Source organism: Pseudomonas sp. Sample_24, assembly GCF_004307605.1.
Lineage (GTDB): Bacteria > Pseudomonadota > Gammaproteobacteria > Pseudomonadales > Pseudomonadaceae > Aquipseudomonas.
This window is the reverse complement of sequence record NZ_RCNW01000344.1, coordinates 57,669-83,416: the sequence shown is the minus strand read 5'-3', so window position 1 is coordinate 83,416 and position 25,748 is coordinate 57,669. Positions and strand designations below refer to the sequence as shown.

Here is a 25,748-nt window from a genome sequence, read left to right as displayed (position 1 = left end):
GATGGCTGAGCCGGGCGTCTCGCCCGGTTCGCTGAGGACTGATCATGAGCAACAAGAACGTTTGGTACCTTCGGGGGCCTTTCCATCAGTACGAGGAAGATGTGAAAGCCCTAGCGAAGAAGGCCGGCCTGCGCATTCTCGATGCGAACGTAACGGAAAGCCGCGAGGATGAAGCTGACGATGTGCCGGAGGTGACGCTGCGACAGGTTGATTTACAACCTGCGCTGCTGATCGACGGCCAGGGTGATGGCGATGGCGCTGCGCTGCTGGAGACGATCGGCAAGTTGAACGCAGAACGCGACGGTATCGTGCTGCTGATCGACGCTGCTGAAGGCCTTGCGCCGTTGGAACACCCGGGCGCCGGCGAGCTGCCGATCCGCCTGTTCGATGCGTTGAAAGCCATCCACGAGGGTGTTATCTCCCTCACCGACCAGCGCGACAACCTGACGGGCGAGACTGAATTACTCCGCGCCGAAGTCGCACGCCTCAAGGCGGCAGCGGAACAGGGCGACAACGCCGAGAAGATCGCTGCACTCAAAGCGCAACTCGACGCCGCCAATGTGCAATATCGAGCGAATGCTTCGTTAGAATCGCTGGAAAAGGCAGTAGCTGATCTGCCAAAGGCGTAATAATTCGGGTGCCAGGGTATTCGGCACCCGACTCCAACCCATACAGCGAGCTGATTCATGACTCTGATCATTGAGGACGGCACCGGAAAGCCAGACGCCGAAAGCTACGCGTCTGCCGATGACCTGGGTATGTATGCCGTGAAGTTCGGCCTGGCCATCCCCGCGGAGGTGCCTGCGCAAGAAGCGCTGCTGCGTCGGGCCGCCTTGGCTATGGATGGCAAGACTTGGAAGGGGCGCAAGACCAACAGCGAGCAGGCCCTGTCTTGGCCACGCCGCGGCGTCGAACTAGATTACGAGATCAAGCCCGACAACTACCTGCCCGCGCGAATCCAGTACGGTCAGATGGCAATGGCGGCTGAGATTCATGCTGACGATATCGATCCACCAGAGAAGCGCAAAGGCGCGGTGACGTTGGAGCGTGTCGAAGGCGCGGTAACCCGCGAGTACGCGACGATCCCCAACACCAGCGGTCGACTGCTGCCGGCGGCGCCGGATCGACCAAGTTCCACGCAGTTTGCGGACTACCTGCAAAGGCGCGGGTTGTTTGCCGTGCGCGTGTAGTGATAGCGTATTGCCTTCATAAATATGGAGGCTTGTATGATTGTTGATGGCAGAGAGAAACATGAGATTTGGAAAAGTGCTTACATTGCTGCACTGAGCGGTCTATCGGCAGTGCAGAACGCATACGCGAATGACATCGTCGATAAAGCTGCATCGATCGCGAACAAGGCGGTCGATGAATATGTAAAGCAAATGGCAGCAAAGTCTTACTAAGCAGCATCAACTGATTCGAGGAGTTGTCATGGCCTTTTACGACGAAATGGCCGTGATGGCTCTGGATATGATCACAGAGTTCGGCCAGTCCGTGACTATCCGCGCAACGACTGTCGGCGAGTACGACCCGGAAACTGGCACCGCACCGCCGGACACCATCACTGAGCAGACGGCCCAAGGCATCCTGCTCGACTTCACAGGCCAAGAATTCCAGAACAACAGTCTGATAAAGCAGGGCGACAAGAAGCTCAAGATCGCCGCGCAGGGGCTCGAGTGGGCGCCCGACCTGCTGAACAAAATCACCGTTCAAGGCCGCACCTGGTCAATCGTCCCGCCGCTGAAAGAGATCAACCCCGCCGGCACGCCAATTCTGTATGAGCTGCAGGTGCGTTCTTGAGCCGGGCCGGCGCCGGACAATCCGGCAGCTTCGCCCTGAGCCTTGCCGAGTTTGCAGCCCAGGCCACGGAGGCCATCGACGCCAGCCTGCGCGAAATCATCATCGAGGTCGGCAGTAGCGTCATCCGCATGTCGCCGGTGGGTAACCCGGAGATCTGGGCCCAGAACACCGTGGCCCGCCAGTACAACAAGGCCGTTGACGATCACAACAGCAGCCTGCGCAGCGATCCGGCCAACCTGACGAAAGCCGGCCGACTCAAGCCAGGCCGCAAACTGAACGACGGGATGGATATCGTTGCACCAGAAGGCTATGTCGGCGGGCGGTTCCGGGCCAATTGGCACCTTTCGATTGATGTCGTCGAGAACGTCACTTTTGACGAGGTTGACCCCGGTGGCCAGGCGACGATTGCCGCGCTGGTTTCGGCCGTCAGCGACTTCACAACCGGGCAGACTGCCTACCTCATCAACAACCTGCCGTACGCGATTCCGCTCGAGTTCGGGCATTCGACCCAGGCGCCCGGCGGCATGGTCCGCATCACCGTGGCCCGCTTCCAGCAGATCGTGTTGGAGGCCATCAGGAACAACCAGGTATGAGCCACAACATCATCGCCTCGATCTACGAGGCCAGGCTGATCAGCTGGGCGAAGGCTTTGACGGTGCCGCTCAAAGTGGTGGTCGAGAACGAGGCGTATACCCCACCAAACGAAGCGACTTACCTGAAGGCATTCACGCTACCAGCTGATACGGCGAGCAACACCCTCGGCGGCGACCACAAGCTGTTCACTGGAGTGTTTCAGGTCAGCATCGTGACACCATCGGGCAAGTTCCGCGGCGCGGCCGGCGCGATCGCCGACCAGATTGCCACGCTATTCCCTCTGTACGAGCGCATCACGAAGGGTGCGCTCATCGTGGTGACCATGAGCCCGGTAGACCCAGGCCCCGGTATCCCCGACGACACCACTTTCACTGTCCCCGTGTCGTTCCAGTACCGAGCCGACACCAACTAAACCCGCCCGTTGGGCAACCCGGAACCCGCCATTGAGCGGGTTTTGTCATTTCTGCAAAGAGGAAACCCCATGAGCGTCAAGATTCCTAACGGCACTACCTTCGAGATTGCGGCAACGTTGAGCCTTGCGAAACCGTTCACCGCCATCAGCAACGCCAAGCCGGCAGTGCTTACCGCAGCTGCGCACGGTCTGACCGATGGCGACGTGATCGTCATCGAATCGGCCTGGGCGAAGCTGAACGGCCGCCCGGCGCGTGTCATCGACTCCGACACCGGCGAGTTCGCGGCGGAAGGCATTGATACCACCAGCGTGAAAAATTACCCGGCTGGCTCCGGCGCCGGCAAGGTGCGCGAGGCTTCGGGCTGGACTCAAATCTCGCAAATCACCGAGCCAGCGGCGAACGGCGGCGAACAGCAGTTCCTTACCTACGGCTTCCTCGAAGACGACGATGACCGTCAGCTGCCGACCACGAAATCGGCCAGCAGCATGACCCTGCCGGTGGCGGATGATCCATCCCAGGCATACGTCGCACTCGTTGAAGCGGCCGACGAAGACAAAGAGCCGCGCCTGATCCGCGCAAATCTCCCGGGAGGCGCAACGATCTACTACTACGCCTATGTGTCGATCACCGCGACCCCGACGTTGAGCCGCAACAACATCATGACGCGGACCATCACGCTGTCCTTCGCCTCCCGTCCAACCCGCTACAACGCCTAAGGGGTTCCCATGCCGAAGTTTTCCATCGCGCCGAAGCCGACGTTCACCGTCGATGTGGCGATCCCCCAGGTCGGCGGCAAGCCGGCGATGGTGCCGTTCACGTTCAAATACCGTGACCGCACTGCTCTGGCTGAACTGTTCGACAACTGGAAGGAAAGGGCAGAGGCCATCGGCGAGCGCTTCAAGGGAACTGAGCCGACGCTCTCTGAGATCACTGCCGCAGAGGTCGAGCAGGGTGTCGACCAGATCAAGGACCTGGTTGTGTCCTGGGGCTTCACCGACAAGCTCAGCGATGAATCGATTACCGCGTTGGTGAAGAGCTGCATCGGCGTATCGGATGCAGTGGTGAAGGCCTACAGCGAAACTTTCGGCAAGGCCCGCCTGGGAAACTGACCGCCGCCGCCCGTGCGCTGTATGAGCCCGAAGGATCGGCGGAGCAGATGGCCTTGTTCGGCTTCTCGCCAGAGGACTATGACGAAACCGTTGAAGTCTGGCCGGACAACTGGGCGTCCTTCCTCGTCATGGACGCGATGGGGACCCAATGGCGCACTGGCGCATGCGGCGCAACCGGGCTCGATTACGGGGTTCTTCCCAATGTGATGAAGCTCGTCGGCATCCCGGCGAAGGATCGCTTGAGTGTGTTTAACGATATCCGCGTAATGGAGTCGGAAGCCATCGCGGTTATGGCGGAAGCCCGCGACAACAGCCCGTGAAAACGCGCACTTATTCAAGGTGAGTCGATGAACATTGCAGAACTCGGCATCAAGGTCGATTCGGCTGATGCCGCCAACGCTGCGACCGATCTCGACAAGCTGACCAAGGCTGGTGATCGCGCTGAGCAGTCCGCCGTCGGCCTGATGAACGAAATGCAAGCGCTGGAGAAGTCGCTGTCGAAAGGCGCGACCACCACGCAGGAACTGGCCAAGCAGCGCGAGAATCTGGCGAAGCTGACCAAAACCGGTGCGTACGGCGAGGCCGAGTTCACCAAAATCACCGCGCAACTGGACAAGCAGCAAGCGGCGCTGACCAAGTCGACGCTGGATGAACAGAAAGCGCTGAACAGCCTGCTGGGGGCAATCGATCCGGCGAAGGCGGCGCTGGCCAAGTTGGACAAACAGGTCGAGGACCTGGGCAAGCATCTGGATGCAGGTCGCATCAGTCAGGACGAATTCACTTCCGCACTGAGCAAGATCGACAAGGATTACGCGAAGTTAGAGAAAACGGCTACCGGTTTTGACAAACTCAAACTGGGCTCGCGCCAGGCACAGGAAAACGTTGTTCAGTTGGGTAACGCCCTGTCGTCCGGTGACTGGGGGAGTGGTGTTCGCGCCGTGGCTCAACTTGGCGCTGGGGCCGGTGCTGGTGCTGCAGGTCTACTTGCCATTCTTGCGCCGCTGGCGCTGGCCGCGGCGGCAGTGGGAGCACTGGCAGTAGCCTATTACAAGGGCAGCAAAGAGCAGGATAACTACAACAAATCATTGATTCTCACCGGCAATTACGCCGGAGTGAGCGCCGGGCAGCTGGGCGACATGGCGCGACAAGTGAGCGCGACCGTCGGCACCACTGGCCAAGCTGCTGAGGTTTTGGCCCTTCTGGCTGGTAATGGAAAAATCGCCGGCGAAAGTTTTGCCGGGATCACCCAAGCTGCCGTCTCTATGCAGGAAGCCACCGGCAAAGCAGTTAGTGAGACTGTTGCCGAGTTTTCCAAGCTGGCCGACGACCCAGTGAAGGCCTCGGCTGCGCTGAATGAGCAATACCACTACCTGACGGCCTCGGTTTACTCGCAGATCGCGGCCCTGGAAGAGCAGGGCGACCACGCGGGGGCAGTCAAGCTCGCGACGGAGCAGTACGCCGACGCGATCAACGAGCGCACGCCAAAGATCCTTGAAAATTTGAGTTTCTGGGAGAAAGGCTACAACGCTGTCGCCAGGGCAGCGGATAACCTGAAGAACATCGGACGGCCCGATATCGACGCTGATATCGAGCAGGCTCGGCGCAACTTAGCATCCGCTCAGGCTGGCGATATCGGCGCGTTTCAAAACCAGAAAGAAATGGTCGAGCTGTACAGCAACCAGCTCAACATGCTGGAGGATCAGAAGGCCGCGGCGGCTGATATTGCCAAGTGGGAAGGTGAGCAGGCGAAGGCGCAGCAAAGCGCAGTCGTAGCGATGTCCAAAGTGGACGCCATCACTAAGTCCTCGCTGACCAATGAACAAAAGCGTGCCGAGGCAATCAAGGATTACAAGAAAAGCCTGGACGATATCCGAAAGGTCGATCCGAACGACTCCCGGCTTGATCCAACTGCGGTTGCCAAGAACGTCGCGAACATCAACGATAAGTTCAAGGATCCGAAGGTCGCCGCGGGCAGTGTCGACACCACCGGTTTCAACAATGCGAAGAACGCACTGGCCGAAACCCTGGCCTACTACAAAAACGCCGACAAGGAGTTGGAAGCATCCCAGCGCGCCGGCGTGATCAGCCTGGCCAGTTACACCGAGCAGCGAATCAGCCTGTTGAAGCAGCAAGCCGAGGAAGTTGCCCGGGGCTACCAGACGGAGATCGATGCGCTCGAAGCTGCTAAGACCAAGAAGGGTACCACTGGTGCCCAGATCATCCAGCTTGATCTGAAGATCGCCGACGCCCGAACCGCTATGGTCAAGGCTCAGCAGGACAGCGACAGCGAACTGGCGGTCATTGCAACGAACGAAGAAGGGCGACTGCGCAAGCAGACCTTGGCCGTCAACACATACACCAGCGCCCTGCAGCAACAGGTCGACACGCTTCGGCAGCAGGGTCTGCGCGCGGCATCAAGCCTCGGCCAGGGTGACCGGCAGCGTGCGCTGACCGATCAGCAGAACGGGATCGATGACCGCTTCAACCAGCAGCGCCTGGAACTGGCCAACCAATACGGCGATGGCTCCCGCGGCATGAGCCTCGACGAGTACACCCAGAAACTGGCAGCGCTCAAGACTACCCAGCAGGATCTGCACGACACCGTGCGGACCAACTACGACGACATGACGGCTGCACAGGGCGACTGGAGCGTCGGTGCATCGTCGGCGTGGCAGAACTACTTGGACTCGGCGCGGGATGTCGCCGGGCAGACGAAGAGCCTGTTCACCAACGCCTTCAGTTCAATGGAGGATGCGATCGTCAACTTCGCCATGACCGGCAAGTTGTCTTTTGCTGATTTCACCAAGTCGATTCTGGCGGACATGGCGCGTATCGCTAGCCGGCAGGCCAGCTCGGCACTGCTGAGCAGCCTGGTCGGCGCGGGCGCGAGCTACTTCGGCAGCGGTGGCGCAGCAACTTCAGCAGGTTCCACTGCTGCGGGCTACAGCGGTGATCTATCTGGTTTCACACCGGGCAGCGTTCAAGCGAACGGTGGTGCGTGGGCTGGTGGCGTTCAGATGTTCGCCAAAGGCGCAGCGTTCACCAACTCCATCCTGAACCAGCCAACTGCGTTCGGAATGGCTGGCGGTGATATCGGAGTGGCGGGCGAGGCAGGGCCGGAGGCGATCATGCCTCTGACACGTACCGCCGGCGGTCAGCTGGGTGTGCGCGCAATCAGTGCCGGCGGGAGTGGCGGCGGCAGCGTTTACAACTTCCCCGTTGCGGTATCGGTGCAAACCCAAGGAAATGGCGGCACGGCCAGCACGGAAGACACGTCGCAGCTGGGCAAGGGCATTCAGCAGGCGGCGAAAGCCGAAGCCGAAACCGCAATTGCTCGAGCTCTGCAGCCTGGCGGCTCTATCTGGCGTCTTACGAATGGGAGGGGCTGATGGCCTTAGAGACATTCATCTGGCCGACTCAGCATGGCGACTCACCCGAGATTTCCTATCGGGTGCGCACCGCGCAGTTCGGCGACGGCTACAAACAGGAAGTTGGCGACGGGCCGAATAACAAGGAAGACGCGTACCCGATCACCTACAGCGGCTCCCAAGCCAGAGTGTTAGAGATCATGGCGTTCCTTGACCGGCACGCCGGCGCTAAAGCGTTCCTTTGGACAACCCCGCTGGGCCAGCTCGGCCTGTTCACTTGCAAGAATCCCGTGCCCACTCCGGTGGGCGGCGGCGTTTTCAAACTCACCGCCACGTTCGAGCGGGCATTCCATCCATAAGGGGCGACCATGCCGCTGATCAGTGACATCCAGGTGCTTGAACCTGGCAGTGAAGTGCTGCTCTTTGAGTTGGACGGCACGGACTACGGTGCGGACGTCCTGCGCTTCCATGGGCACGCGATACCGCACACGCCGGCCGAGTTGATTGCCGCCGGCGCCGATGCCGACCAGCTGCCGGCGAAGCCGATCTACTGGCAGGGCAACGAGTACAGCGCCTGGCCCATGCAAATCGACGGCATCGAGGCAAATGGCGACGGCACGGCAGTTCGGCCAACGCTGTCGGTTGGCAACGTCAACGGGCGCATCACTGCGCTTTGTCTGGCGTTCGAGGACCTGCTCGAGTTCAAACTGTCGATGCGCCATACGCTGGGTACGTACCTCGATGCGGAGAACTTCCCGGCCGGCAACCCGACCGCCGACCCAACTCAGGAGACGATCGAGGTCTGGTACATCGACCAGAAAACGAACGAGGACGGAGAGACGGTCAGTTGGGAGCTTGCCAGCCCGGGCGACGTCGGAAACGAGTCGATTGGGCGGCAGGCCACGACGCTTTGCCACTGGTGCCTCACCGGTGGTTATCGCGGGCCGAACTGTGGCTACACCGGGCCCTACGTCACTAAGGACGGCGTCATTACCGACAATCCTGAGCTGGACCAATGCGACGCCACGTTGGGCAAGGGCTGCATCCCGCGCTTCGGCGAGGGAAACCCGCTGCCGTTCGGCGGTTTCCCCGCTGTATCCCTGATCGCAAGGAGCTGACATGCGAAAGCACATCTTGAATGCGATCCAGGCGCAAGCGGCGGCCGAGTACCCGAAAGAGTGCTGCGGACTGCTGCTGGCGATCGGTCGCAAGCAACAATACTTCCCCTGCATCAATGTCTCGACCGAGCCGAGCGAAGAGTTCCGGATCAATCCCGAGGAATACGCGGCGGCCGAGGACATCGGTGAGGTGATCGGCGTGGTGCATTCGCATCCGGACGCAACCAGCCGACCTTCACCGCGCGACCTGGCCATGTGCGAAGCGACGGCGATGCCGTGGCACATCCTGAGCTGGCCGGAAGGGGACATGCGCACCATCGCCCCGACCGGAGACGTCCCGCTTCTGAAACGTCCGTTCGTGCATGGTGCTTGGGACTGCTGGCAGGTCTGCGCCGATTGGTATAAGCGCGAATGGGGACTGAAGTTCGAAGCCTTCAAGCGCGCCGATGATTGGTGGGAGAGCAAGGACAACATCAGCCTGTACGAAGCCAACTACGAGGCCGCCGGCTTCTACCGGGTTGATCGGCCGCAGCGCGGCGACATGATCGTGATGGAGGTGGGGCGGACGGTTTACCCAAACCATGCCGGGATATTCCTCGGAGCCGATCCGGCGCTGCCCGGCGAGGATGCCGCGACGTTTGGCACAGGCCCGTTCCTGCTGCACCACCTGTACGGCAGGCCGTCGGAGGTCATTGTCTTCGGCGGGCCGTGGCTGGAAAGGACACGCCTGATCCTCAGGCACAAAGATGCGCAACCTACCAAATAATGCGGCGGCGCCGCGGGAGATCAGAATGACTCAACCAGATCCGTTTGTACCGACTATTGTTTGGCGTCGCGGATACAGCCATCCGAGTCGAGAGCCCGTTGAGGTGGATGTGCATGACGGCCGCGCCGAGCATGTGCTCAGCGGGCCTTATCGAATGGCAGAGGGGGCCAAAATCGAGGTCATCGACGGAAAGGTCCTCTGGACTGGCGGGCGGTCAAATCCTACTTGATGTGCCCGAATACTCTCGCAAAACGACCATCACCTTTGAAATTTAGATCCTCGGCTTGAATCAGAGCGAAATCAGTACCGATTTTGCTTAGCGTGTCATAGATCGTCTGAAAGTCGCTCTCGGAGCGAAACGTACTGACTCCTACACCAATCTCGACACCGTTCACCGCGAGGTCGTGACAGCCGCCCGCAAGATCTGTGTTTTCAGAAATGAGGATGTATGGGAATTGTGTTTGGCCTGGGTGCATAGACTTCTCCTTGTATCAAATGCGCCGAAATTGGCGCAATCCCAGTCCTTGGGCTTGCAGGCAAAGGACTGGGTTATCCGTTGCGTGGAGGCAGGAGGCTACTACGGAGGCGGGCGGGACGTTACTGGGGATTCGTACAGTCGAAAGCCCAGATTGCTGAACTATGCTTGGGTGACTTCAGGCTGTTTATCGAAAAGTTTGAGAAGCATCTGGTCGTGTGACGCCCGTGTTGCCTTATAGAGCATGCACCGATCTAGCAGGATCCGTTTCATACTTCGGGCGGACGCAAGGTGTCTGGGCTCGACAGAGATCGTCGGCGTCTTGCCGTTGGTACTGTCAGTCACCTCCAAGTGGTATCGTCCAATCAAGCCGTCGTCTCGTTTGGTGTAACCTAAATTTTTGAATGTGAGGGTGGTTTCTGACACGCTAATCTCCAAGGGCGGCAGGCTGGATCCCGCATACACAAAGTCCCATTCTATACCTTATAGAATGGGACTTTGTGTATGCGGTGATCAGCTCAGTTCGGTTGCAGTAGCATCGCAATCCGTGCGCCGCTTTCAGTTTTGCTTTCGTAGCGCTGTCCAGCCTTGATTGTCGCGTTAATATGCTCAGATTTATTCACACCCCGGCTCGGATCTCGCATGTCGTACAGAATGTCGACCGTCGCTGTTCCATCAGCCTTAATGTCTCTGACAACGCATCCGATCATATAACCCGAAATAAGATTGCCGCCCGAATGCTGGCCTCGAGAGTCGAAGACGACATGTCCTTCGGTAGAATTGCAATCCCAAGCGAAGTCATCGATCTTGATTTTCAGGGCGACTTCTTTTGGGGAAGGATTTGCGATGTCCACATCGGCTTCATAAATTACCTTGCCGTTGCGAGTCATGGTTTCATGGCTCATTACAGGCATGTGGGGGAAAGAGTCCGCATTACTTGCCTGCCCCGCGAACGCTGTGCTGGAGAGAAAAAGCAAGGCGAAAAGTTTGTTTGCAACAAGAATACGCATTACCAAAATCCTTTTAGTGGAGTTTTTATATCGTCAAAGGCAACGCATTCTTTAGCTCGAGCATCAGTGCTAAATTGCCCGCCTTTCCACAGGAGTGACCTGCATGAAATTGATCGTAGGAGCGTTGGCGGTAGCGCTGTTGACGGGGTGTGCGACTTCGCCAACGCCTTCTAATGAGGCCAAGCAGGCGCCGGCGAGTCAGCTTTCGGCATACCAGGCCAAGCCAACAGGGGCATATGGGACACTACAAGTGATCCGTGACTCTGGGCAGACGGGGAGCCTTTGCGCGATGGCAGTTTTTATCGATGGCAAACAGGCCGCCAGGCTCGAGCCGGGCCAGAAGGCATCGTTTTATCTACCGCCTGATTCGGTTTCAGTCGGCGCGGCTTACACCGGCTCTGGCATCTGCTCCATGGGGGCGGCGCGAGTGGAGCGGGAAGCGATCGTGAAAGACGGCGCGATCAAGAAATATCGAGTTTTCACCGGGGGCGATGGGCAGATCGACATACTGCCCACAACCCTTTGAACAGACCGCCTCCGGGCGGTTTTTTATTGCCTGGAGAATGTCATGTGCTCAGCAATTACCTATACACCGATGACGAAAGTGATGCTGTCGGGTTCGCTCGCGAAGAAGTTTTTTCGAAGCAAACAATTCCTTCTCGACGGCGGATCGGCTGTGGAGGTTTTTCGCGCGCTCAATGCGACGATTGATGGTTTCGCCGAGGAAATTAAGCGGCTGGAGCGCCTTGGGCTGAAGTTTGCGATCTTCCGAAATCGCGCAAACATCGGGATGGATGGATTCGATCTAGGCGGTACGCGCGAAATTCGTATTGTTCCGGTGATTGCCGGGAGCAAGCGCGCCGGTGGACTGCAGACCATCATCGGCACGGTGATGATCGCAGCAGCCTACGTACTGTCATTTACTCCGTTTGCAGCCGCATCGCCGTTTTTGTATGCGGCCGGCGCGTCGATGGCGATCGGCGGCGTGATCCAAATGCTCAGCCCCCAGGCTTCAGGCCTGAAGCAAAGCGCATCACCAGAGAACGCCCCTTCCTATGCCTTCGGCAGCGCGAAGAACACCACAGCCAGCGGCAACCCGGTACCGATCTGCATCGGCGAACGTCGGTGGGGCGGGATGATTATCTCGGCCTCGATTCTGGCTGAAGACAAAGCGTAATTGGGACAGCAGCACGCAGGCCGCACCCGAGGCGGCTTTTTTATGCCTGGAGGAAAGCATGGGCGCAGCAGCACAGATCGATATCCACGGCGAGAAGGGCGGCAGCAGTAAGCCGAAGTCGCCGACCGAAGCCAGCGACAGCCTGCGCTCGACAAACTTGGCCAAGTTGCTGATCGCCGTGGGCGAGGGTGAGTTCGACAGCGTCCCGACCGATTACGACATCTACCTAGACAACACGCCGATCCGCGATGCCAGCGGCAACTACAACTTCCCGAACGTGAAGTGGGACTGGCGGCCGGGCTCGGTGGATCAGACCTATGTACCAGGCATCCCGTCGGTCGAGAACGAAACTTCGTTGAACATCGAGCTGCGTAGCGATGCGCCATGGGTGCGCTCGATCACCAACACCCAGCTCTCGGCAGCACGCATTCGTCTGGCATGGCCGGCGTTACAACGTTCAGATGACGAGGGCAATGTCGTCGGTTACCGCATTGAGTATGCAATCGACGTGGCCACCGATGGCGGCGCTTATCAGCAGGTGCTGGTCGACGCCGTCGACGGCAAGACGACCACACGTTACGAGCGCTCCCGCCGCATCGATCTGCCGGACGCCACCACGGGCTGGCAGATCCGCGTCCGCCGCCTGACGCCGAACCAGAACAGCAACAAGATCGCCGACACCATGCTGGTGGCCGGTTACACCGAAGTGATCGACGCTAAGCTGCGCTACCCGAACACTGCGTTGCTCTATATCGAATTCGATGCCGAGCAGTTCACCAACATTCCTGCCGTCACCGTGAAGTGCAGGGCGCGGCGCTGGATGGTGCCGAGCAACTACGACCCGATCCTGCGCACCTACACCGGGGCTTGGGATGGTTCGATGAAGTCGGCCTGGACCAATAACCCTGCGTGGATCACCTACGGGGTGTGCACCGAAGACCGGTTCGGCCTGGGCAAGCGCATCAAACCGTTCATGGTCGACAAGTGGGAGTTGTATCGAATCGCTCAGTACTGCGACCAGTTGGTGCCGAATGGGCTCGCCGGCGTTGAGCCGCGCTTTCTCTGTGACATGAACCTGCAGGGCAAGGCCGATGCCTGGTCCCTGCTGCGCGATATCTCGGCAATCTACCGGGGCATGACTTACTGGGCTCAGGGCCAACTGGTGATGCAGGCGGACATGCCACGCGCGCAGGACTTCGACTACGTATTCACCCGGTCCAACGTTATCGACGGCAAATTCTCCTACGGCAGTGCGTCGGCGAAGACCCGGTACACCCGGGCGCTGGTCAGTTATGACAATCCGGCGAACAACTACGACACGGATGTCATTCCGTTTGCCGACCTGGACCTGCAGCGCCGGTACGGCGACCGTCCCACTGAACTGAGCGCCATAGGCTGCACCCGTGCATCGGAGGCCCAGCGCCGCGGGAAGTGGGCGATTTTGAGCAACAACCAGGACCGCACTGTTTCATTCAAGACCGGAATGGAGGGAGTTATCCCTTTACCAGGGCATATCATCCCGGTGGCCGACTCACTGCTTGCCGGTCGTGAAGTCGGCGGCCGGATCTCGGCGGCGGTAGGGCGGGTGATTACGCTCGACCGCGACACGCAAGCCAAGGCTGGTGATCGCCTGATCATCAACCTGCCCGGCGGCCGCGCCGAAGGTCGGACCGTTCAGAGTGTGAATGGTCGGGCTGTCACCGTGACCGTGGCATACAGTGAGCCACCGGTTGCCCAATTGCAGTGGGCGCTGGACGCGGATGATCTGGCGATCCCACTGTATCGGGTGCTGCGAACCAAGCGCACGGTAGAGGGCGATTTCGAAATCAGCGCGCTGCAGTATGAGCCGAGCAAATTCGCTTTCATCGACACCGGTGCACGGTTGGAAGAGCGGCCAATCAGCGTAATTCCTATCACCGTGGTGCCGGCTCCTACCAGCGTGACCGTTGTTTCGACTTCGGCAGTGTCTCAAGGTCTGGCCGTGGCAACCATGACCATCAGCTGGTCCGTCGTTAATGGCGCGGTGGGTTATGACGTGGAGTGGCGCAAGGACAGCGGCAACTGGATCAAGCTGCAGCGCACCGGCATGACCAGCGTGGACGTTGTCGGCATTTACGCCGGCGCCTACGTGGCCCGCGTCCGCGCAGTGAGTGCGTTCGACATCACTTCGCCGTGGCGCAACTCGATCCTGACTCATCTCAGCGGTAAGCAGGGGCTGCCGCCGGCGGTGTCGTACCTCACAGCCTCGCCGCTGTTGTTCGGCATCTATCTGAAATGGGGCTTCCCGGCGGGCGCGGAGGATACCCAGCGCACGGAAATCTGGTATGGCCCGTCGATCAGCCTCGAGGCCGCGACCAAGTTAACGGACCTGTCATACCCGCAAAGCGATTTCTCGATGCTCGGCCTGGCTGCTGGCGTGACCTTTTACTTCTGGGCGCGCCTGGTCGACCGAATCGGCAACATCGGTCCGTGGTATCCGGTGGGGCTCGGCGTGCAGGGGCGGTCGAGTTCTGAGGCTGCGCCGATTCTGGAAATGATCGCCGGGCAGATTGGCCGCACCGAACTGGGCCAGGACATCCTCGACGAAATCGACAAGATCCCCGGCCTGCAGGAACAGATCGACGCCCTTGACGACATCCTGTTGTACGACCCGGAGAAGACCTATGTCGATGAAGACATTGTTCGCATGGGTCAGCGGCTATACCAAGCGACTGGGGCTGTGCCTATAAACACACCGCCGCCGAACCCGGCCTACTGGCTGGACATCGGCAAGTCGATCGAGACGGCAAACGGGCTGGCGCTGCAGGTCGCCTTCAACACGGCTGATATCAGTGAGCTCGATGGTGAACTCACAGCGCAGGCCACAGCCTTTCGGGCGCTGAGCGCTGCTTACCGTGATGACAACGGGGAGGGAGACCTGGCGGATGCGCTAAAGGGCTGGAGCAGCACCGCAGCGATCGCGAGCGAAGAGAAGGTCAGGGCGTCGGAAAATCTGGCGATTGCACAGAAGACGGAGACTCTGACTTCAATCGTGGGCGAGAACCAGGCAGCGGTCACCGACCTGCGGCAGACCGTGGCCACCGACAAAGAGGCCACGGCCACGGCGATTACCCAGGTGAACGTGAAGGTCGGCGAGAACAGCGCAGCCATTCAGGAGACGGCCACGGCCTATGCCGATACGGCGGGCAAGTTGTCGACGATGTGGTCGGTGAAGATGCAGCTCACCGCCGGCGGGCAGTACGTCGCTGCCGGGATCGGGCTCGGAATCGAGAACGTTGGCGGCACGCTACAGAGCCAGTTCCTGGTCAGCGCGGACCGGTTTGCCATCGTCAACACCATCGCCGGCGGCGCTATCTCAGTGCCGTTTGCAGTGCAGGGTGGCCAGGTCTTCATGAACTCAGCGTTCATCCAAGACGGCACCATCACCAATGCCAAGATCGGCAGCTACATCAGCTCCACCAACTACATTGCCGGCCAGCAAGGCTGGATTCTAAACAAAGACGGAACGTTAGAGATCAACGGCATCGTCCCAGGTCAGGGGCGGCTGGTGATCAACTCGCTGAACGTGTCTGTGTACGACGCCAACAACGTACTGCGTGTCCGTCTCGGCTATCTGGGGTAATACATGGCTCTATTTGGCCTGCGTGTCTTCAACGAGAGCGGTCAGCTCGCCATGGACACCAACAGCTTCACCTACCAGGTGCTATGGCAGGGCGTGATCGATTTCAGCGGAGCCGTGCCCAGCTACACGATCAGTATCCCGGGCTTCAACCCGGCCAACTGCGTATTCATGATCATTCCGACGAGAGCACAGGACGTGCAAACAGCGGAAAACGACAGCCTGGGCAATACCAAGTCATACCCCTATGTCACTACCGGTGCTGGGGTTGTGACAGTCCTGCCGAAAAACCCTTCAGCCGGCGCATCCGTTGGCCAGACACGGATCGTCGCCAAGGGCTACGCGATAAGGTTCGCCACATGAGCTATGGATTTCAGAGCATCAACGACAATGCCTTTGTTCAGATCGACTCGGAGTTGCCCCGGCTGTGCATGCTGACGAGAGGGAGTTACGCCGGCACTACGGACGCCTCCGGGGTTTTCGCCAGACCCATTACGAGCCTGGATCCGCCGATTGTGTTTATCCGGCCGGATGCCGGAGTGATGCAGGTTCCGATCTCCGTCTGGTTCACCGGTGGTCCTGGGAACTGGACCGGTTTCACGATGAAAGCCTCGAACGTTACCGCCACCCTCAGTGGACAGTATTTCGTCGCGGCCTGGGCGTCGATGGGCACCGCAGCATACGGCATGCGTTTGTGGGGGCCGACTGGAGCTCTGGTTTACGACAGCGGCGCGCCGGCTATTGTGGTGACCTACGCCGCAGGCAACTGGGTTTATATCGGTGACGAGGTGCTGACCGTAGGTCGGCGCTACATCTGGGCGATCAACAAACTGCTCGGTTCAGGGGAATACATCTCGCTGAACCCGTTTGCCATGAACTGCCATAACGCCTCATCCGGCGGTGGTTGCGCCTTGGGCGTGGATTACGCCAATGGCCAGATCAGGATGTACAGCCTCGCCACCAACGCCTGGACCGATCAAGGCCACCGGCCATTCCTCTGCGCCAAGTTACTGGCCTGATCACATTCTTCTGGAGATAACCAATGCCTTGGTACAAATCAGGAACGGTCTCTGTCACCTTGAATTCCAATGCCGTCATCGGCACGGGGACCGCTTTTCTGTCCAATGGTCGGGTGGGCGATGCGTTTCGCGGCCCGGACGGCGGTTGGTATGAAATCACCAACATCGCCAGTGATACGGCGATGGCGATCTCGCCGACCTATAAGGGGGCGACCGCCGCAGCTGGTTCGTACGCCATTGCGCCCATGCAGGGCTACGTCAAAGATTCGGCAGATGCACTTCGAACTCTGGTGAACACCTACGGCGCAAAGCTCGCGGCACTCGGAACCACTGGCAACTACGAAGTGTTGCCGGTTGAAAAGGGTGGTACGGGTGGCGCCAACCAGGTCGATGCGCGGACAGGGCTAGGTCTTGGCACCGCAGCGGTGGTGAATATCCAAACCAGCCTCACCGATTCAACTGCTGGCCGGGTAATGCTCAACGGCGCATGGGGCTGGGGCGCCTTGTCATCCGACAATCCTACCGACCTGAACGCAATCGCGGTCAGTCAGAAGTTCGGCATCAATACAGGCGCCTTGAACATTCCGTGGGCATTGGGCAGCACCACTGTGCCGTTCGCCGCAGGTTCGAGCGGTATTGCGATGACCTGGACCGCGAATCATCAAAGCCAAATCATCGTCAACCGAACGGCTTCGATGGTCGCACTTCGCCGGAAGAGCGCGGGAGTCTGGGCTCCTGACGATTACTTCTGCCTGTATCCAACTGGCCAGACATTTCTGAGCGTTGCCCAGGGCGGCACCGGTGTTACCTCGCTCACGGCGCTGTTGAGCGCGCTCGGACTTACCGATGCGTACAAGAAATCGAACATCGTCGGCACTGTTTCCGACTCTGCAGGTGTTCCGAATGGCGCGATTCTCGAAAGCGGCTACATCAACAGTTGCTATTACGAGAAGCGCGCCGATGGGTCCCTGCTGAATCGCAAACAAGTCACCATCGGTGGCGGTACTGCGGCGAACGGGAACGTGTTCAAAAGCGTGAACTTCGATATGGGGCCTTTTGCTGTGCCTTTTGTCGGTGATTACGAGATGTTTGGGTTCGGCATTTCCTCTGCGAGCGGCGGCGGTTGGGCAGGCCAACAATTGTTCGGCACGGCTTCGACCTGGGGCACATGGGCGGCGTATCACTCCGCGCTGGTTACGGGAAGCATCATCATTTCAGTTCTGGCTGTCGGGAGGTGGAAGTAATGGATATCACGGTATACGGCCAGCGCCTGGACAATGAACCATTCGATCTGGTGAAACGGGGCGTTAGCCTGTTCATCAATGGCGAGCAGTTCGATCTGTCGCCGTTGCAGGATGGGGACTCCTTACCCGGCACAGCAGTCCATTCGAAATGGTTTTCTCTGGGTCAGATCACCAAAGAAGAGGGGGTGATCAAGTTGTCACTTCTTTACCCTGTACCGGCCAACTACAGCCCGGAGCAAGCCACTCCGCAATTGCTGAGCAATGTTCCTGACGGTCCCGTAGCATTGCCACGACCGCTCCCTGATCCGGAACCGCAGCAGGAGGTTGCAGAATGATCAACATCGACTGGACGCAGCTGGTAACCCGTGAAATGAAAGAAGCCGCTGCCGATGCCGAGCACCTAGCGTTGATGAAGGCTGAACTTGCAGGGCGCAACACCCAGGCCGTTACACAGATTGCGCGCATCCAAGATCGAATCGAGACGATCGGGTACGGCATTGATGCCGGAGAGGCGACAGAAGAGGACGAAGCTGAACAGGCGGCGCTGATGGCCAGCCTGGCCGCTTGGAAGGCCTATAAATTCGCCTTGGGCAAAGTCACCAAGCAACCGGGCTGGCATGCATCACCGGCGTGGCCGACCATCCCAGCCATCCCTGTGATTGCCGCCGATCCTGAAGCGCTGCAAGCACCGGACGCTTAAACCGCACAAGCGTCACCGACCACCCGCCATCGAGCGGGTATTTTTTTGCCTGGAGAAAAGTGATGCCTGTAACTGAAAAGGACCGCAACATACTAGCCCGCACGCTGTGGGGTGAAGCTCGCGGGGAATCATTGGCGGGGCAGATCGCCGTGGCTTGGACTATTCGCAACCGTGTGGACGACAGCAAGACCAAGTCGTGGTGGGGGGAGGGTTATGCCGGTGTGTGCCAGAAGCCATACCAGTTCAGCTGCTGGAACAAGACTGACCCGAACTATCAATTTCTGATTGGCGTGAAGCAGATCCCTTTCCGCGAACTGGCACAAGCGCGGATTGCCGCTGACCGGGTGATTGATGGAAAGGTGCCAGATCCAACCGGCGGCTCCACGCACTATTACGCGATCGCCATGAAGACGCCGCCGGCATGGGCCGCGAAGGCAAAGCAGACGCTGAAGTTGGGCGGTCATGTGTTCTTCAAGGATGTGCCATGAGCCCGGTGGCGTTGAGGGTGGTCGGCGCGCCGGCGCTTGTTCTGCTGGGCGCCATCTGTGCTTGGCAGATTCAGTGCTGGCGGTACGGCGCGCAACTGGCCGAGCAATCGCGACTACACACCGACACCCTCAATCAACTGGCCATGGTCGGCGCTGCGGCACAGAAAACCGAGCAGGACAAACGCCTGGTGCTCGAGCAGCGCCTGGCGGCCAGCGCCCAATCCCACCACGAGACTTTAACCAATGCCCAAAAAGATCAGGCTCGCCTGCGCGATCGTCTTGCTACTTCTGATCTGCGGCTGTCAGTCGTCCTCGCCCATGGTTCAGCCGGTGGCTGTTCAGTGCCTGCCGCCGCCGGCGCCGTCGGCTTGGTTCATGGAGCCGTTCGAGCCGAACTTGACCCAGCGCATGCTCAACGAATTATCGCCATCACCGTTGAAGGCGACCGGGGACTGATCGCGCTGGCTGCGTGCCAGGCCTATGTGCGGGAGATCAGCACTCCCCGCTAAACTGGCATCCTGCTTTGAAGTTCCAGCAGAGGCTCAATGAACAGCCGAAGACCTAGGAACTGGCACGCGATCAAACTTAGAAATCTCTTTGATCCAAAAACGACGGTATTTTGTTTGGTCTGGCGACAACGGCTTGTGATTTGACCACGAGTGCTCGGCTTTCATGCTGGCGCGATACTCCTCCCACTCCTTTTCCTCGGCCACATCTTTTGCTGTCTTTTCGTTGTCGAACCATCCGAGGACGTACACTTCGCCTTGGTCCTGGCCATGCTCAATGAGAAGGTAAATGTTGTTCATCAGCTTTGCCTTTGTAGCTGTCAATCGGGATAAGCCTCGAATATGAGGCGTTTCCAGTGCTATCGGCCGTTGTCATTAGATGTTTAGCGTCGGCTCGGGATGAGCGTTAACAGCTTGCTCAGTGATGGCATGCCGCCATTCTTGTCACCGGTGTCAGGTTGCCCCATGATTCTTCGACAGGGGGATGAGGCATCGGCCATGGATAAGCAACTTGCCGGACTCTCGTTCCTGCTCACCTTGGGGTGGGTGGCAGTGGTCGTCCTGGTGATGTATTGGATGTCGTAGTGCAGATAAAGGGGGAGGCGGTGAGTGGAAGATGTCGTACTCGGCCCCAAGCCGCGGCGTGAAGCTGATCGCCTCCTTGCACAAATCAAACGAGCTGAGTCGATGATCGTTGCTGTTAAGGCCGGCGCCCGTGCCGAGGGTTTTGTCTTGGGCATGGAGACGGTGGGAGCCTTGCGTGCAGGTGATGCAGAGCGGCTTTACATCATATTTGAAACGGCGCTGGAAGATCGACTCAAGTCCCTGGCCTCTACCTAAAACAAAGTGTTCCCTTCTGATTCGCCTTCCACTGGTTGGATCAGGTCTCGACCTTGGTTCCGTACGTTGCCGATGGCCCGATCCACCTTGAACCACTCGAACGCCTCAGTGGGCTCACCCTGCAGCAATACCATTTGCTCGGCGCGTTCCTTGGGTGTGGAAGGATCCAACCATTCTCTGGCCAGTTCCGGCGATAACGTCACGGGACGACGGTCATGGATATCCACCATGCCACCAGCGCTGTCAGCGGTGATGATGACGAAGCCATCGTGTTCGCTCGGCTCATGCTCCGGATTTGGATATTGGCCGATTGCAGCACACAGGATCGGCGCTCGGTCCCGTCGGCGAATGAGGTAGGGCTGCTTTTTCGGTCCGCCTTCGTCCACCCACTCAAACCAGTTGTTGATCGCGATTATCGCCCGGTGTGGCCAGATCGCCCGGAAGAACGGACCGTGGGCGACCTTTTCGACCCTGGCATTAATCGGCGCGGCACGATCCTTGGCCCAATGCGGCCGCCATCCCCAGCGCACCATGTCGGCGTGCAAGTAGTCGCCTTCCTGGTGGAAGAGGGCGAGTTGCGTACTCGGCGCAGCGTTGTAGCGTTGAAACGGCAATTCGCCGGTGTTGTTCACCAATGGGTTGGGCATGCTCAACGCCGCGACGAAATCGTGGATGCCGCTGTATTGGGAGAGTCGTCCACACATAGGTCGGATCCTGGAATGGGCAATCAGCTTTTCTCAATTTGGGTGAACGGATCCACGCCGGTCAGCTCACGCAGCTTTGCGTGGAGCTCGCTGATTACCTTGGCGTTGGCCATCAGCTCCCAGTTGGTCTTCGTCTCGATATCCGTGACCCTTCTATTGGCATCTGACGCAGAGGTGAGCGCCCGGTTCAGTTCGCTCCGCAGTCGATCGCGCTCCTCGGATACCTCAGCGTGCATCTGCACCAGGTTAAAGATGTCCCTGCGCGACTTACGGAGCTGGAGGGTCAGTTCCTGGACTTCGTTTTCATACATGCGCAAAAAATGACGGCACGTCTCAAGCTCAGTTGGGCAGCCAAGCCAGTCGCTGGTGTCTTCGATTTCGTAGGGGTCCACAAAAAAAACCTTACCGATACTGTTTGTATATACAGTAATCGAGGGGCGATATTTCCGCGAGGGGTAGGCGACGAGACGACTAGGTTGGGGGGAGCCCCCCGGTTCTGGGTATTTTTTTCCTCGCGCCTTAGAAAGTTAGCGACCTGAAAAATGGCTATTCGTTGCGATGAAACAAGCCCCTAGAATTGGTTTATTTATGTGGCCTGAAAAATGCTCTGAACCACCTACGGAGTTTATTGATGATGACGGTGTTAGGAGATAGACCCCTTGTGGAAACATCCTCTGCTTCTTGGTATCACGATGATTGTTGGAGTTCTTGGCTTCGGGTGGGCATTGAGCGCTATTGGTTTGTATTTGGCGGTGCGGTGAACCGCTCGTTCGTTGATTACCTCTTCCACCATTGGAATTCGGCAGGGCACGATAGGACCTCGTGATGAGAAAGTCGGCCGCAGATGAGTTGCTTCCCCTACAGCGCATTTCAGCTCAACGGAACCAGTATTTGCCCCGCACGAGGTAAAGAAACCTCGATCATGTATGTCGTATGCGCTTTTATTGTGTTCGATTGTATCTAATGCGTCGATATCTACACGACCATACAAACATTGGCGTGTTTGACATATCGCAGACATAGATTGGGGTTGAGATACCGCTTCCAAAAAAACAATTTTGGAATGACCTGCTGTGCGATTAGCCGCACGTAGTTACTAAATAGCTGTATCACAGGGCAGCTGAACCGCGCTGCCGGGAGAAAATGCAATGACTGTAACAACGACTCGTAAAAAGAACATTTGCGTAGCGGGTGTCTCCCTGGCTGGAATCGTTCTGGCCGGAGCGGTGTTTGCCGCAGAACCCATGCCGCAGGGTTACACGCTTGCCGCGGCTCAGGTCAGTGCAGAGGGCAAGTGCGGGGAAGGAAAATGTGGAGAGTCCCAAGTCAAGAAACAAGCCAAGGCAAGTGAAGGTAAGTGCGGTGAAGGTCAATGCGGAGATGCAATCTTCAACTCTATTGACACTGACAAAGATGCACGAATTTCACTAGCTGAGTTCCTCGTTGCTGCGCCTGGGAAGCAAGCGGTGTTTGCAAAAAAGGACACGAATAAGGATGGCTATATTGATGAAATGGAGTCATACCTCAGTGTGAAGGCGGCCTACAACGAAAACGGCCGAGAATTGCCAACAGGCCTCTTTTCAGTAAAAGAGTAACAACTCTCGGACCATATGCCCTTGCCATCGCAGGGGCATTAATGAGCATTTCGGATTGATGTGCGCGATTGCTTTCCAGGTAAATCGTCAGCTTCGGCACTGCTTGGTGCAGACGCGGCATTGTCTGACCACGGTCACTCTGGTGCCATCATTACTGCGAGCGTCATCTTGATGAATTCCTCGTTGCGGTCTATGGCGACGAGTGCACCACGGATATTCTCAGCCACGTCAGCTGACCCGCGCAGCTCGACCCAGTTGGAAAGCTCCATGATGGCGGCTTCAAGGGCGAGTTGGTTTTCGTTGAGCTTGAACAGCAGTGAAGGGAGTAAGTCAGAATTTGGCATCGCGAATCCTCAATGGAGTCTTCAGCGTAGCAGCCTGGATCAAGAGCGGTGGAGGATAGAAAGTCGGCAGAACGCCGTGGATGGACCCAAAAAAGGGTGTGGGGACTTTTTCGGGGATTCGCTCTTTCCTGTTCATCTCTGTAAGGCACCGTTTGCAGCGAGCGCCAGAAGAAGAGCCAATAAATGCTGGGCCTCGTGCCCATTTTCAAGCATGGGGTGCTAGGGGTCGAGTGTTCGAATCACTCCGTCCCGACCATTATTCCTGAGTAAAATCAGACACCTAAGCCGATCTTCTAGATCGGCTTTTTTGTGTCTGCGCAAAACCCGCGCAAAACTACCCGTTGATTTCCCTGATATTCAATTTCTCGCCAGCCGTTCACCGGCAGGCTTGTGGTTTAATCATATGGGTTCCATGGAGATGTGGCGATGGAAAGGGCGTTGCGTAACCCGCTGTTTTTGGCAGGAATACCTTTGGCGGCTATTGGTGCCGCTATTGCGGCGCCTGGCTTGTGGATTCCAGGTCTGGTCTTAATGGTTTGTGGATGGGCAAAGGGGAATAAAAGTACCTGATGTTTTCACCGTAGGCCTTGTAGTAGTTCTTTCAATTTTTTTTCGGTAAGTCATGAGCGAAGAACGAGATATCCCAGAGCCCGAGCACGACCACCTGCTCGATCATGAATTCCATGATGACGAGTCATGGGGTGAAGAGGACGCTCAGGCAATTGTTGACGAAGAAGATGATGACGTTGATTTTCTTGATCAGATAGATCAGGACGACTGAGACGGATTCAATAGCCAGAAGGCCCGTCCATCCGCAAGGGCCTACATTGCATCGAATCAAACCCTGGCAGCCGCCGGGGTTTTTTATTGGCGGGAGTTTTCGCAACTTCGTGGTGACTGGAGCTGGATATAGATACTGACTACCGTTCGTCGGAGCCTACGCACGATCAACCGTTTCGCAAGTCATTGAAGTAGCCCAAAAAAAAGACAGGTTTCTATGCGACCACTAATCCTCGATTTGCCGAATGGGCGTGAGCTCGCTAATGAGCTTGATCTCGCGATTTCGCAGATGATGTCCATCCCGGTCGAGCACATCGGTGGCGCTTTGTGGCTGGAAGCTTCCAGCAGGCAGCAGCAAGCTTTCCAGAAGTGGCGTGAGTATCTGCAGCTCATGGCTGATGGGCGGGTGCGTGGCGAAGCGCTTAAAGTCGCTTGAGTCCAAATGCTGAATAGATGAGCCGAACCATGCAGGCGAGGGCGGGGTCGGGTGCTTCGTTTTTGCCATTCGTCCAATGCCGGGCACTCGTCCATGGTGTGACTTTCTTACGTTTAAGCGCGGATTTACCGAGCATGAGAGCGGAGAGTCACCATGGAAATCGACGAGAATGCACCCGGCAACAAATCGCAGCAGCGCGAAACACGCACAACGGATAACGAAGCGGGCCATGATCCGAGCTGGAACCAGTATGAAGTGCGGTTACCGCCGGACGATGAATCGCCTGTGGATGAAGATATGGCGGATGTGGATGCAACTAACTCGGTATCGAGTGAGCACCCGCAATCTGGCACCAACAGTCGCGCCGATGATCCTGATGCCGACCCACAGATGAACGAATTGGGCGAAGGCGAAAAAGAGCAGCGCGGCGTGCCGGCAAGTGATCCTGAATCGGGCGCCTGAACAAGTTTGAAGCATTCCGACTGCCCGCTAATCGCGGGCTTTTTTATGTCGCTACATTGGCCAGCCAATCATCCCCAGACACGTATGAAAGATAACGAAAGGAATTTTTTAATGGACCTGGCCATGGGGATTTCTATGAGTTTGTTGATGGCGTAAGACGCACCCAGCATCAAGACGATGGTGCCCCAAAGCAATATGTGTGAGTTCACAGCCGGATAGGCAATGTTGAAGATCATGAATCCGATCATTTGATGCAGCAGGTAAAGCGGGTAGGTCAGCGCGCCCAATGCGGTCCAGTTGTATGTCGCTATAGCTCCCGTTTTGTTGGTTGAGATCAAGATAAACGTGATGAAGAACAGACCGATGACGCTGCATACGATCAGCGGGTTGTATTCGGTTGCGTATTTTGATTCGAGCAATTCGGCCCAGACAATTGCCGTGTAGTTGGCTAATGCCAGCGCACCCGCCAGCAGGAAAACCCGTGTTTTCGTGATGCCCTTGGCCCATATGATGTAGAAGGTTGCGCCTGCTATGAAATAGGCAGCGTAATCAGTAATCAGTATCGAGCGCAGCTTTTCAAAAGCGAGAAGTTCGGCAGTGGCAGATATCAGCAGCCAGAACACGAGGTAGGTCTCTATTTTTTCTATTTTCTTGAAGGCCAACAGGATGGAAATCATTATATAGAATTGAATCTCTACAAATAGTGACCAGTACACGCCGTCGATTTGTGGAACTCCCATCAGCTCGCTCAGGAATGCCATGTTGATGATGTATTGATAAAAATCAGCGCTATATCTGGGCTGTCCAATGGCAAGGGTGATTGCAAAGGTGATCGTGCAGCACACCCAGAAAGCCGGGCAGAGGCGGACGACGCGGGAGATAAAAAACGCTCTCAGATTATTGCTCGAAGCGGTCATCAGAATGACAAACCCACTGATCATGAAAAACAGTTCAACGCCCAAATAACCGTATTTGGCGGGCTCAGCCAATAGCGGGTAGGGCATGGTAGACATGTCGCCTTTGGCATAGCCGCGAAACGCATAGTGAAAAAACACTACAGCGATGGCAGCAAGGAAACGCAGCAAATCCAGTTCGTTTAATCGTCGCTTGATCATGTATATGCGCTCCATACTTGTTAGCGCGAAATGAATACTGACCTCCCTGCCGATTGAAATTTTACC

At 57.7% G+C, this 25,748-nt stretch carries 35 protein-coding genes; 27 read left to right on the top strand and 8 right to left on the bottom strand.

Annotated features, from left to right (window positions below; genetic code table 11):
* Window positions 1–44: 44 nt before the first annotated feature.
* The 13 genes from D8V06_RS19525 (at window position 45) to D8V06_RS19470 (ending at window position 9,168) form a co-directional block, all read left to right on the top strand.
* Window positions 45–629, top strand: a complete 585-nt coding sequence (locus tag D8V06_RS19525; RefSeq protein ID WP_130931602.1) for a hypothetical protein — start codon at window positions 45–47, stop codon at window positions 627–629.
* Window positions 630–686: 57 nt separating this feature from the next.
* Complete coding sequence (locus D8V06_RS19520) at window positions 687–1,190, top strand: DnaT-like ssDNA-binding protein (RefSeq protein WP_130931601.1); 504 nt, start codon at window positions 687–689, stop codon at window positions 1,188–1,190.
* Window positions 1,191–1,226: 36 nt separating this feature from the next.
* Entirely contained in the window at window positions 1,227–1,403 is a 177-nt protein-coding gene (locus D8V06_RS30430) for a hypothetical protein (RefSeq protein ID WP_177434455.1), read from the top strand.
* 28 nt (window positions 1,404–1,431) lie between these two features.
* Window positions 1,432–1,800, top strand: a complete 369-nt coding sequence (locus tag D8V06_RS19515) for a hypothetical protein (RefSeq protein WP_130931600.1) — start codon at window positions 1,432–1,434, stop codon at window positions 1,798–1,800.
* Window positions 1,797–2,393 (top strand): hypothetical protein, encoded by a 597-nt coding sequence (locus D8V06_RS19510; protein ID WP_130931599.1) that lies wholly within the window; start codon window positions 1,797–1,799, stop codon window positions 2,391–2,393. The genes D8V06_RS19515 and D8V06_RS19510 overlap by 4 nt, the downstream gene beginning before the upstream one ends.
* Window positions 2,390–2,806, top strand: coding sequence for a phage tail terminator-like protein (locus D8V06_RS19505; protein WP_130931598.1), 417 nt, complete (start codon window positions 2,390–2,392; stop codon window positions 2,804–2,806). Before D8V06_RS19510 ends, D8V06_RS19505 begins: the two co-directional genes overlap by 4 nt.
* 69 nt (window positions 2,807–2,875) lie before the next feature.
* On the top strand, window positions 2,876–3,523 hold the full coding sequence (locus tag D8V06_RS19500) for a phage tail protein (RefSeq protein ID WP_130931597.1): 648 nt from the start codon (window positions 2,876–2,878) through the stop codon (window positions 3,521–3,523).
* Window positions 3,524–3,532: 9 nt separating this feature from the next.
* Window positions 3,533–3,916 carry a phage tail assembly chaperone gene (locus D8V06_RS19495; RefSeq protein WP_130931596.1) on the top strand — a complete coding sequence of 128 codons (384 nt, stop codon included), beginning with the start codon at window positions 3,533–3,535 and terminating at the stop codon, window positions 3,914–3,916.
* Window positions 3,917–3,963: 47 nt separating this feature from the next.
* Window positions 3,964–4,236, top strand: a complete 273-nt coding sequence (locus D8V06_RS19490) for a DUF1799 domain-containing protein (RefSeq protein WP_130931595.1) — start codon at window positions 3,964–3,966, stop codon at window positions 4,234–4,236.
* A gap of 27 nt (window positions 4,237–4,263) precedes the next feature.
* On the top strand, window positions 4,264–7,305 hold the full coding sequence (locus D8V06_RS19485; RefSeq protein WP_130931594.1) for a phage tail tape measure protein: 3,042 nt from the start codon (window positions 4,264–4,266) through the stop codon (window positions 7,303–7,305).
* On the top strand, window positions 7,305–7,643 hold the full coding sequence (locus D8V06_RS19480) for a phage tail protein (protein WP_130931593.1): 339 nt from the start codon (window positions 7,305–7,307) through the stop codon (window positions 7,641–7,643). The genes D8V06_RS19485 and D8V06_RS19480 overlap by 1 nt, the downstream gene beginning before the upstream one ends.
* Before the next feature lie 9 nt (window positions 7,644–7,652).
* The gene (locus D8V06_RS19475; RefSeq protein WP_130931592.1) at window positions 7,653–8,402 is read left to right on the top strand and encodes a phage minor tail protein L; all 750 of its coding nucleotides are present in this window, start codon (window positions 7,653–7,655) and stop codon (window positions 8,400–8,402) included.
* Window position 8,403: 1 nt separating this feature from the next.
* Complete coding sequence (locus D8V06_RS19470; protein WP_130931591.1) at window positions 8,404–9,168, top strand: C40 family peptidase; 765 nt, start codon at window positions 8,404–8,406, stop codon at window positions 9,166–9,168.
* Between the two features lie 221 nt (window positions 9,169–9,389).
* Here D8V06_RS19470 and D8V06_RS19465 read toward each other — a convergent pair whose 3' ends face one another.
* Both D8V06_RS19465 and D8V06_RS19460 read right to left on the bottom strand, forming a co-directional pair.
* Complete coding sequence (locus tag D8V06_RS19465; protein ID WP_130931590.1) at window positions 9,390–9,644, bottom strand: hypothetical protein; 255 nt, start codon at window positions 9,642–9,644, stop codon at window positions 9,390–9,392.
* Window positions 9,645–10,161: 517 nt separating this feature from the next.
* Window positions 10,162–10,653, bottom strand: a complete 492-nt coding sequence (locus D8V06_RS19460; protein ID WP_130931589.1) for a hypothetical protein — start codon at window positions 10,651–10,653, stop codon at window positions 10,162–10,164.
* 103 nt (window positions 10,654–10,756) lie between these two features.
* Here D8V06_RS19460 and D8V06_RS19455 point away from each other — a divergent pair, with 103 nt between their 5' ends.
* The 10 genes from D8V06_RS19455 to D8V06_RS19410 all read left to right on the top strand — a co-directional run bounded on the left by D8V06_RS19455 (window position 10,757) and on the right by D8V06_RS19410 (window position 19,409).
* Entirely contained in the window at window positions 10,757–11,179 is a 423-nt protein-coding gene (locus tag D8V06_RS19455) for a hypothetical protein (RefSeq protein WP_130931588.1), read from the top strand.
* 42 nt (window positions 11,180–11,221) lie between these two features.
* On the top strand, window positions 11,222–11,830 hold the full coding sequence (locus D8V06_RS19450) for a tail assembly protein (protein ID WP_130931587.1): 609 nt from the start codon (window positions 11,222–11,224) through the stop codon (window positions 11,828–11,830).
* Between the two features lie 58 nt (window positions 11,831–11,888).
* The gene (locus D8V06_RS19445; RefSeq protein ID WP_130931586.1) at window positions 11,889–15,452 is read left to right on the top strand and encodes a phage tail protein; all 3,564 of its coding nucleotides are present in this window, start codon (window positions 11,889–11,891) and stop codon (window positions 15,450–15,452) included.
* Between the two features lie 3 nt (window positions 15,453–15,455).
* Window positions 15,456–15,812 carry a hypothetical protein gene (locus tag D8V06_RS19440; RefSeq protein ID WP_130931585.1) on the top strand — a complete coding sequence of 119 codons (357 nt, stop codon included), beginning with the start codon at window positions 15,456–15,458 and terminating at the stop codon, window positions 15,810–15,812.
* Window positions 15,809–16,468, top strand: coding sequence for a hypothetical protein (locus tag D8V06_RS19435; protein ID WP_130931584.1), 660 nt, complete (start codon window positions 15,809–15,811; stop codon window positions 16,466–16,468). Before D8V06_RS19440 ends, D8V06_RS19435 begins: the two co-directional genes overlap by 4 nt.
* A gap of 23 nt (window positions 16,469–16,491) precedes the next feature.
* Window positions 16,492–17,712 carry a hypothetical protein gene (locus D8V06_RS30900; protein WP_241667849.1) on the top strand — a complete coding sequence of 407 codons (1,221 nt, stop codon included), beginning with the start codon at window positions 16,492–16,494 and terminating at the stop codon, window positions 17,710–17,712.
* Window positions 17,712–18,047 carry a hypothetical protein gene (locus D8V06_RS19425; protein ID WP_130931583.1) on the top strand — a complete coding sequence of 112 codons (336 nt, stop codon included), beginning with the start codon at window positions 17,712–17,714 and terminating at the stop codon, window positions 18,045–18,047. Before D8V06_RS30900 ends, D8V06_RS19425 begins: the two co-directional genes overlap by 1 nt.
* Window positions 18,044–18,412, top strand: coding sequence for a phage tail protein (locus D8V06_RS19420; RefSeq protein ID WP_130931582.1), 369 nt, complete (start codon window positions 18,044–18,046; stop codon window positions 18,410–18,412). Before D8V06_RS19425 ends, D8V06_RS19420 begins: the two co-directional genes overlap by 4 nt.
* Window positions 18,413–18,474: 62 nt before the next feature.
* On the top strand, window positions 18,475–18,900 hold the full coding sequence (locus D8V06_RS19415; RefSeq protein ID WP_130931581.1) for a cell wall hydrolase: 426 nt from the start codon (window positions 18,475–18,477) through the stop codon (window positions 18,898–18,900).
* The gene (locus D8V06_RS19410) at window positions 18,897–19,409 is read left to right on the top strand and encodes a lysis system i-spanin subunit Rz (protein ID WP_130931580.1); all 513 of its coding nucleotides are present in this window, start codon (window positions 18,897–18,899) and stop codon (window positions 19,407–19,409) included. Before D8V06_RS19415 ends, D8V06_RS19410 begins: the two co-directional genes overlap by 4 nt.
* Window positions 19,410–19,442: 33 nt before the next feature.
* On the opposite strand, the gene D8V06_RS19405 is transcribed toward D8V06_RS19410, so the two are convergent.
* Window positions 19,443–19,706 carry a hypothetical protein gene (locus tag D8V06_RS19405; RefSeq protein ID WP_130905280.1) on the bottom strand — a complete coding sequence of 88 codons (264 nt, stop codon included), beginning with the start codon at window positions 19,704–19,706 and terminating at the stop codon, window positions 19,443–19,445.
* Window positions 19,707–20,015: 309 nt separating this feature from the next.
* On the opposite strand from D8V06_RS19405, the gene D8V06_RS19400 reads away from it, so the two are divergent.
* The gene (locus tag D8V06_RS19400) at window positions 20,016–20,246 is read left to right on the top strand and encodes a hypothetical protein (RefSeq protein ID WP_130905279.1); all 231 of its coding nucleotides are present in this window, start codon (window positions 20,016–20,018) and stop codon (window positions 20,244–20,246) included.
* Here D8V06_RS19400 and D8V06_RS19395 read toward each other — a convergent pair.
* Together D8V06_RS19395 and D8V06_RS19390 are read right to left on the bottom strand one after the other, a co-directional pair.
* Window positions 20,243–20,950 carry an SOS response-associated peptidase family protein gene (locus D8V06_RS19395; RefSeq protein ID WP_130931579.1) on the bottom strand — a complete coding sequence of 236 codons (708 nt, stop codon included), beginning with the start codon at window positions 20,948–20,950 and terminating at the stop codon, window positions 20,243–20,245. The genes D8V06_RS19400 and D8V06_RS19395 overlap by 4 nt on opposite strands.
* Window positions 20,951–20,973: 23 nt before the next feature.
* Window positions 20,974–21,342, bottom strand: coding sequence for a hypothetical protein (locus D8V06_RS19390; protein WP_130931578.1), 369 nt, complete (start codon window positions 21,340–21,342; stop codon window positions 20,974–20,976).
* 756 nt (window positions 21,343–22,098) lie between these two features.
* Here D8V06_RS19390 and D8V06_RS19385 point away from each other — a divergent pair.
* Window positions 22,099–22,545 (top strand): EF-hand domain-containing protein, encoded by a 447-nt coding sequence (locus tag D8V06_RS19385; protein ID WP_130908268.1) that lies wholly within the window; start codon window positions 22,099–22,101, stop codon window positions 22,543–22,545.
* A gap of 134 nt (window positions 22,546–22,679) precedes the next feature.
* Here D8V06_RS19385 and D8V06_RS19380 read toward each other — a convergent pair whose 3' ends face one another.
* Window positions 22,680–22,889: a hypothetical protein gene (locus tag D8V06_RS19380; protein WP_130908267.1), complete on the bottom strand. Its 210-nt coding sequence runs from the start codon at window positions 22,887–22,889 to the stop codon at window positions 22,680–22,682.
* 622 nt (window positions 22,890–23,511) lie between these two features.
* Here D8V06_RS19380 and D8V06_RS30425 point away from each other — a divergent pair.
* Window positions 23,512–23,670 (top strand): hypothetical protein, encoded by a 159-nt coding sequence (locus tag D8V06_RS30425; protein WP_177434454.1) that lies wholly within the window; start codon window positions 23,512–23,514, stop codon window positions 23,668–23,670.
* 225 nt (window positions 23,671–23,895) lie between these two features.
* On the opposite strand, the gene D8V06_RS30420 is transcribed toward D8V06_RS30425, so the two are convergent.
* The gene (locus D8V06_RS30420; protein ID WP_177434453.1) at window positions 23,896–24,174 is read right to left on the bottom strand and encodes a hypothetical protein; all 279 of its coding nucleotides are present in this window, start codon (window positions 24,172–24,174) and stop codon (window positions 23,896–23,898) included.
* An 84-nt stretch (window positions 24,175–24,258) separates the two neighbouring features.
* Here D8V06_RS30420 and D8V06_RS19370 point away from each other — a divergent pair, with 84 nt between their 5' ends.
* Window positions 24,259–24,567: a hypothetical protein gene (locus D8V06_RS19370; protein WP_130904945.1), complete on the top strand. Its 309-nt coding sequence runs from the start codon at window positions 24,259–24,261 to the stop codon at window positions 24,565–24,567.
* Between the two features lie 68 nt (window positions 24,568–24,635).
* Here D8V06_RS19370 and D8V06_RS19365 read toward each other — a convergent pair whose 3' ends face one another.
* Window positions 24,636–25,682 (bottom strand): acyltransferase, encoded by a 1,047-nt coding sequence (locus D8V06_RS19365; protein WP_130904944.1) that lies wholly within the window; start codon window positions 25,680–25,682, stop codon window positions 24,636–24,638.
* Window positions 25,683–25,748: the final 66 nt, after the last annotated feature.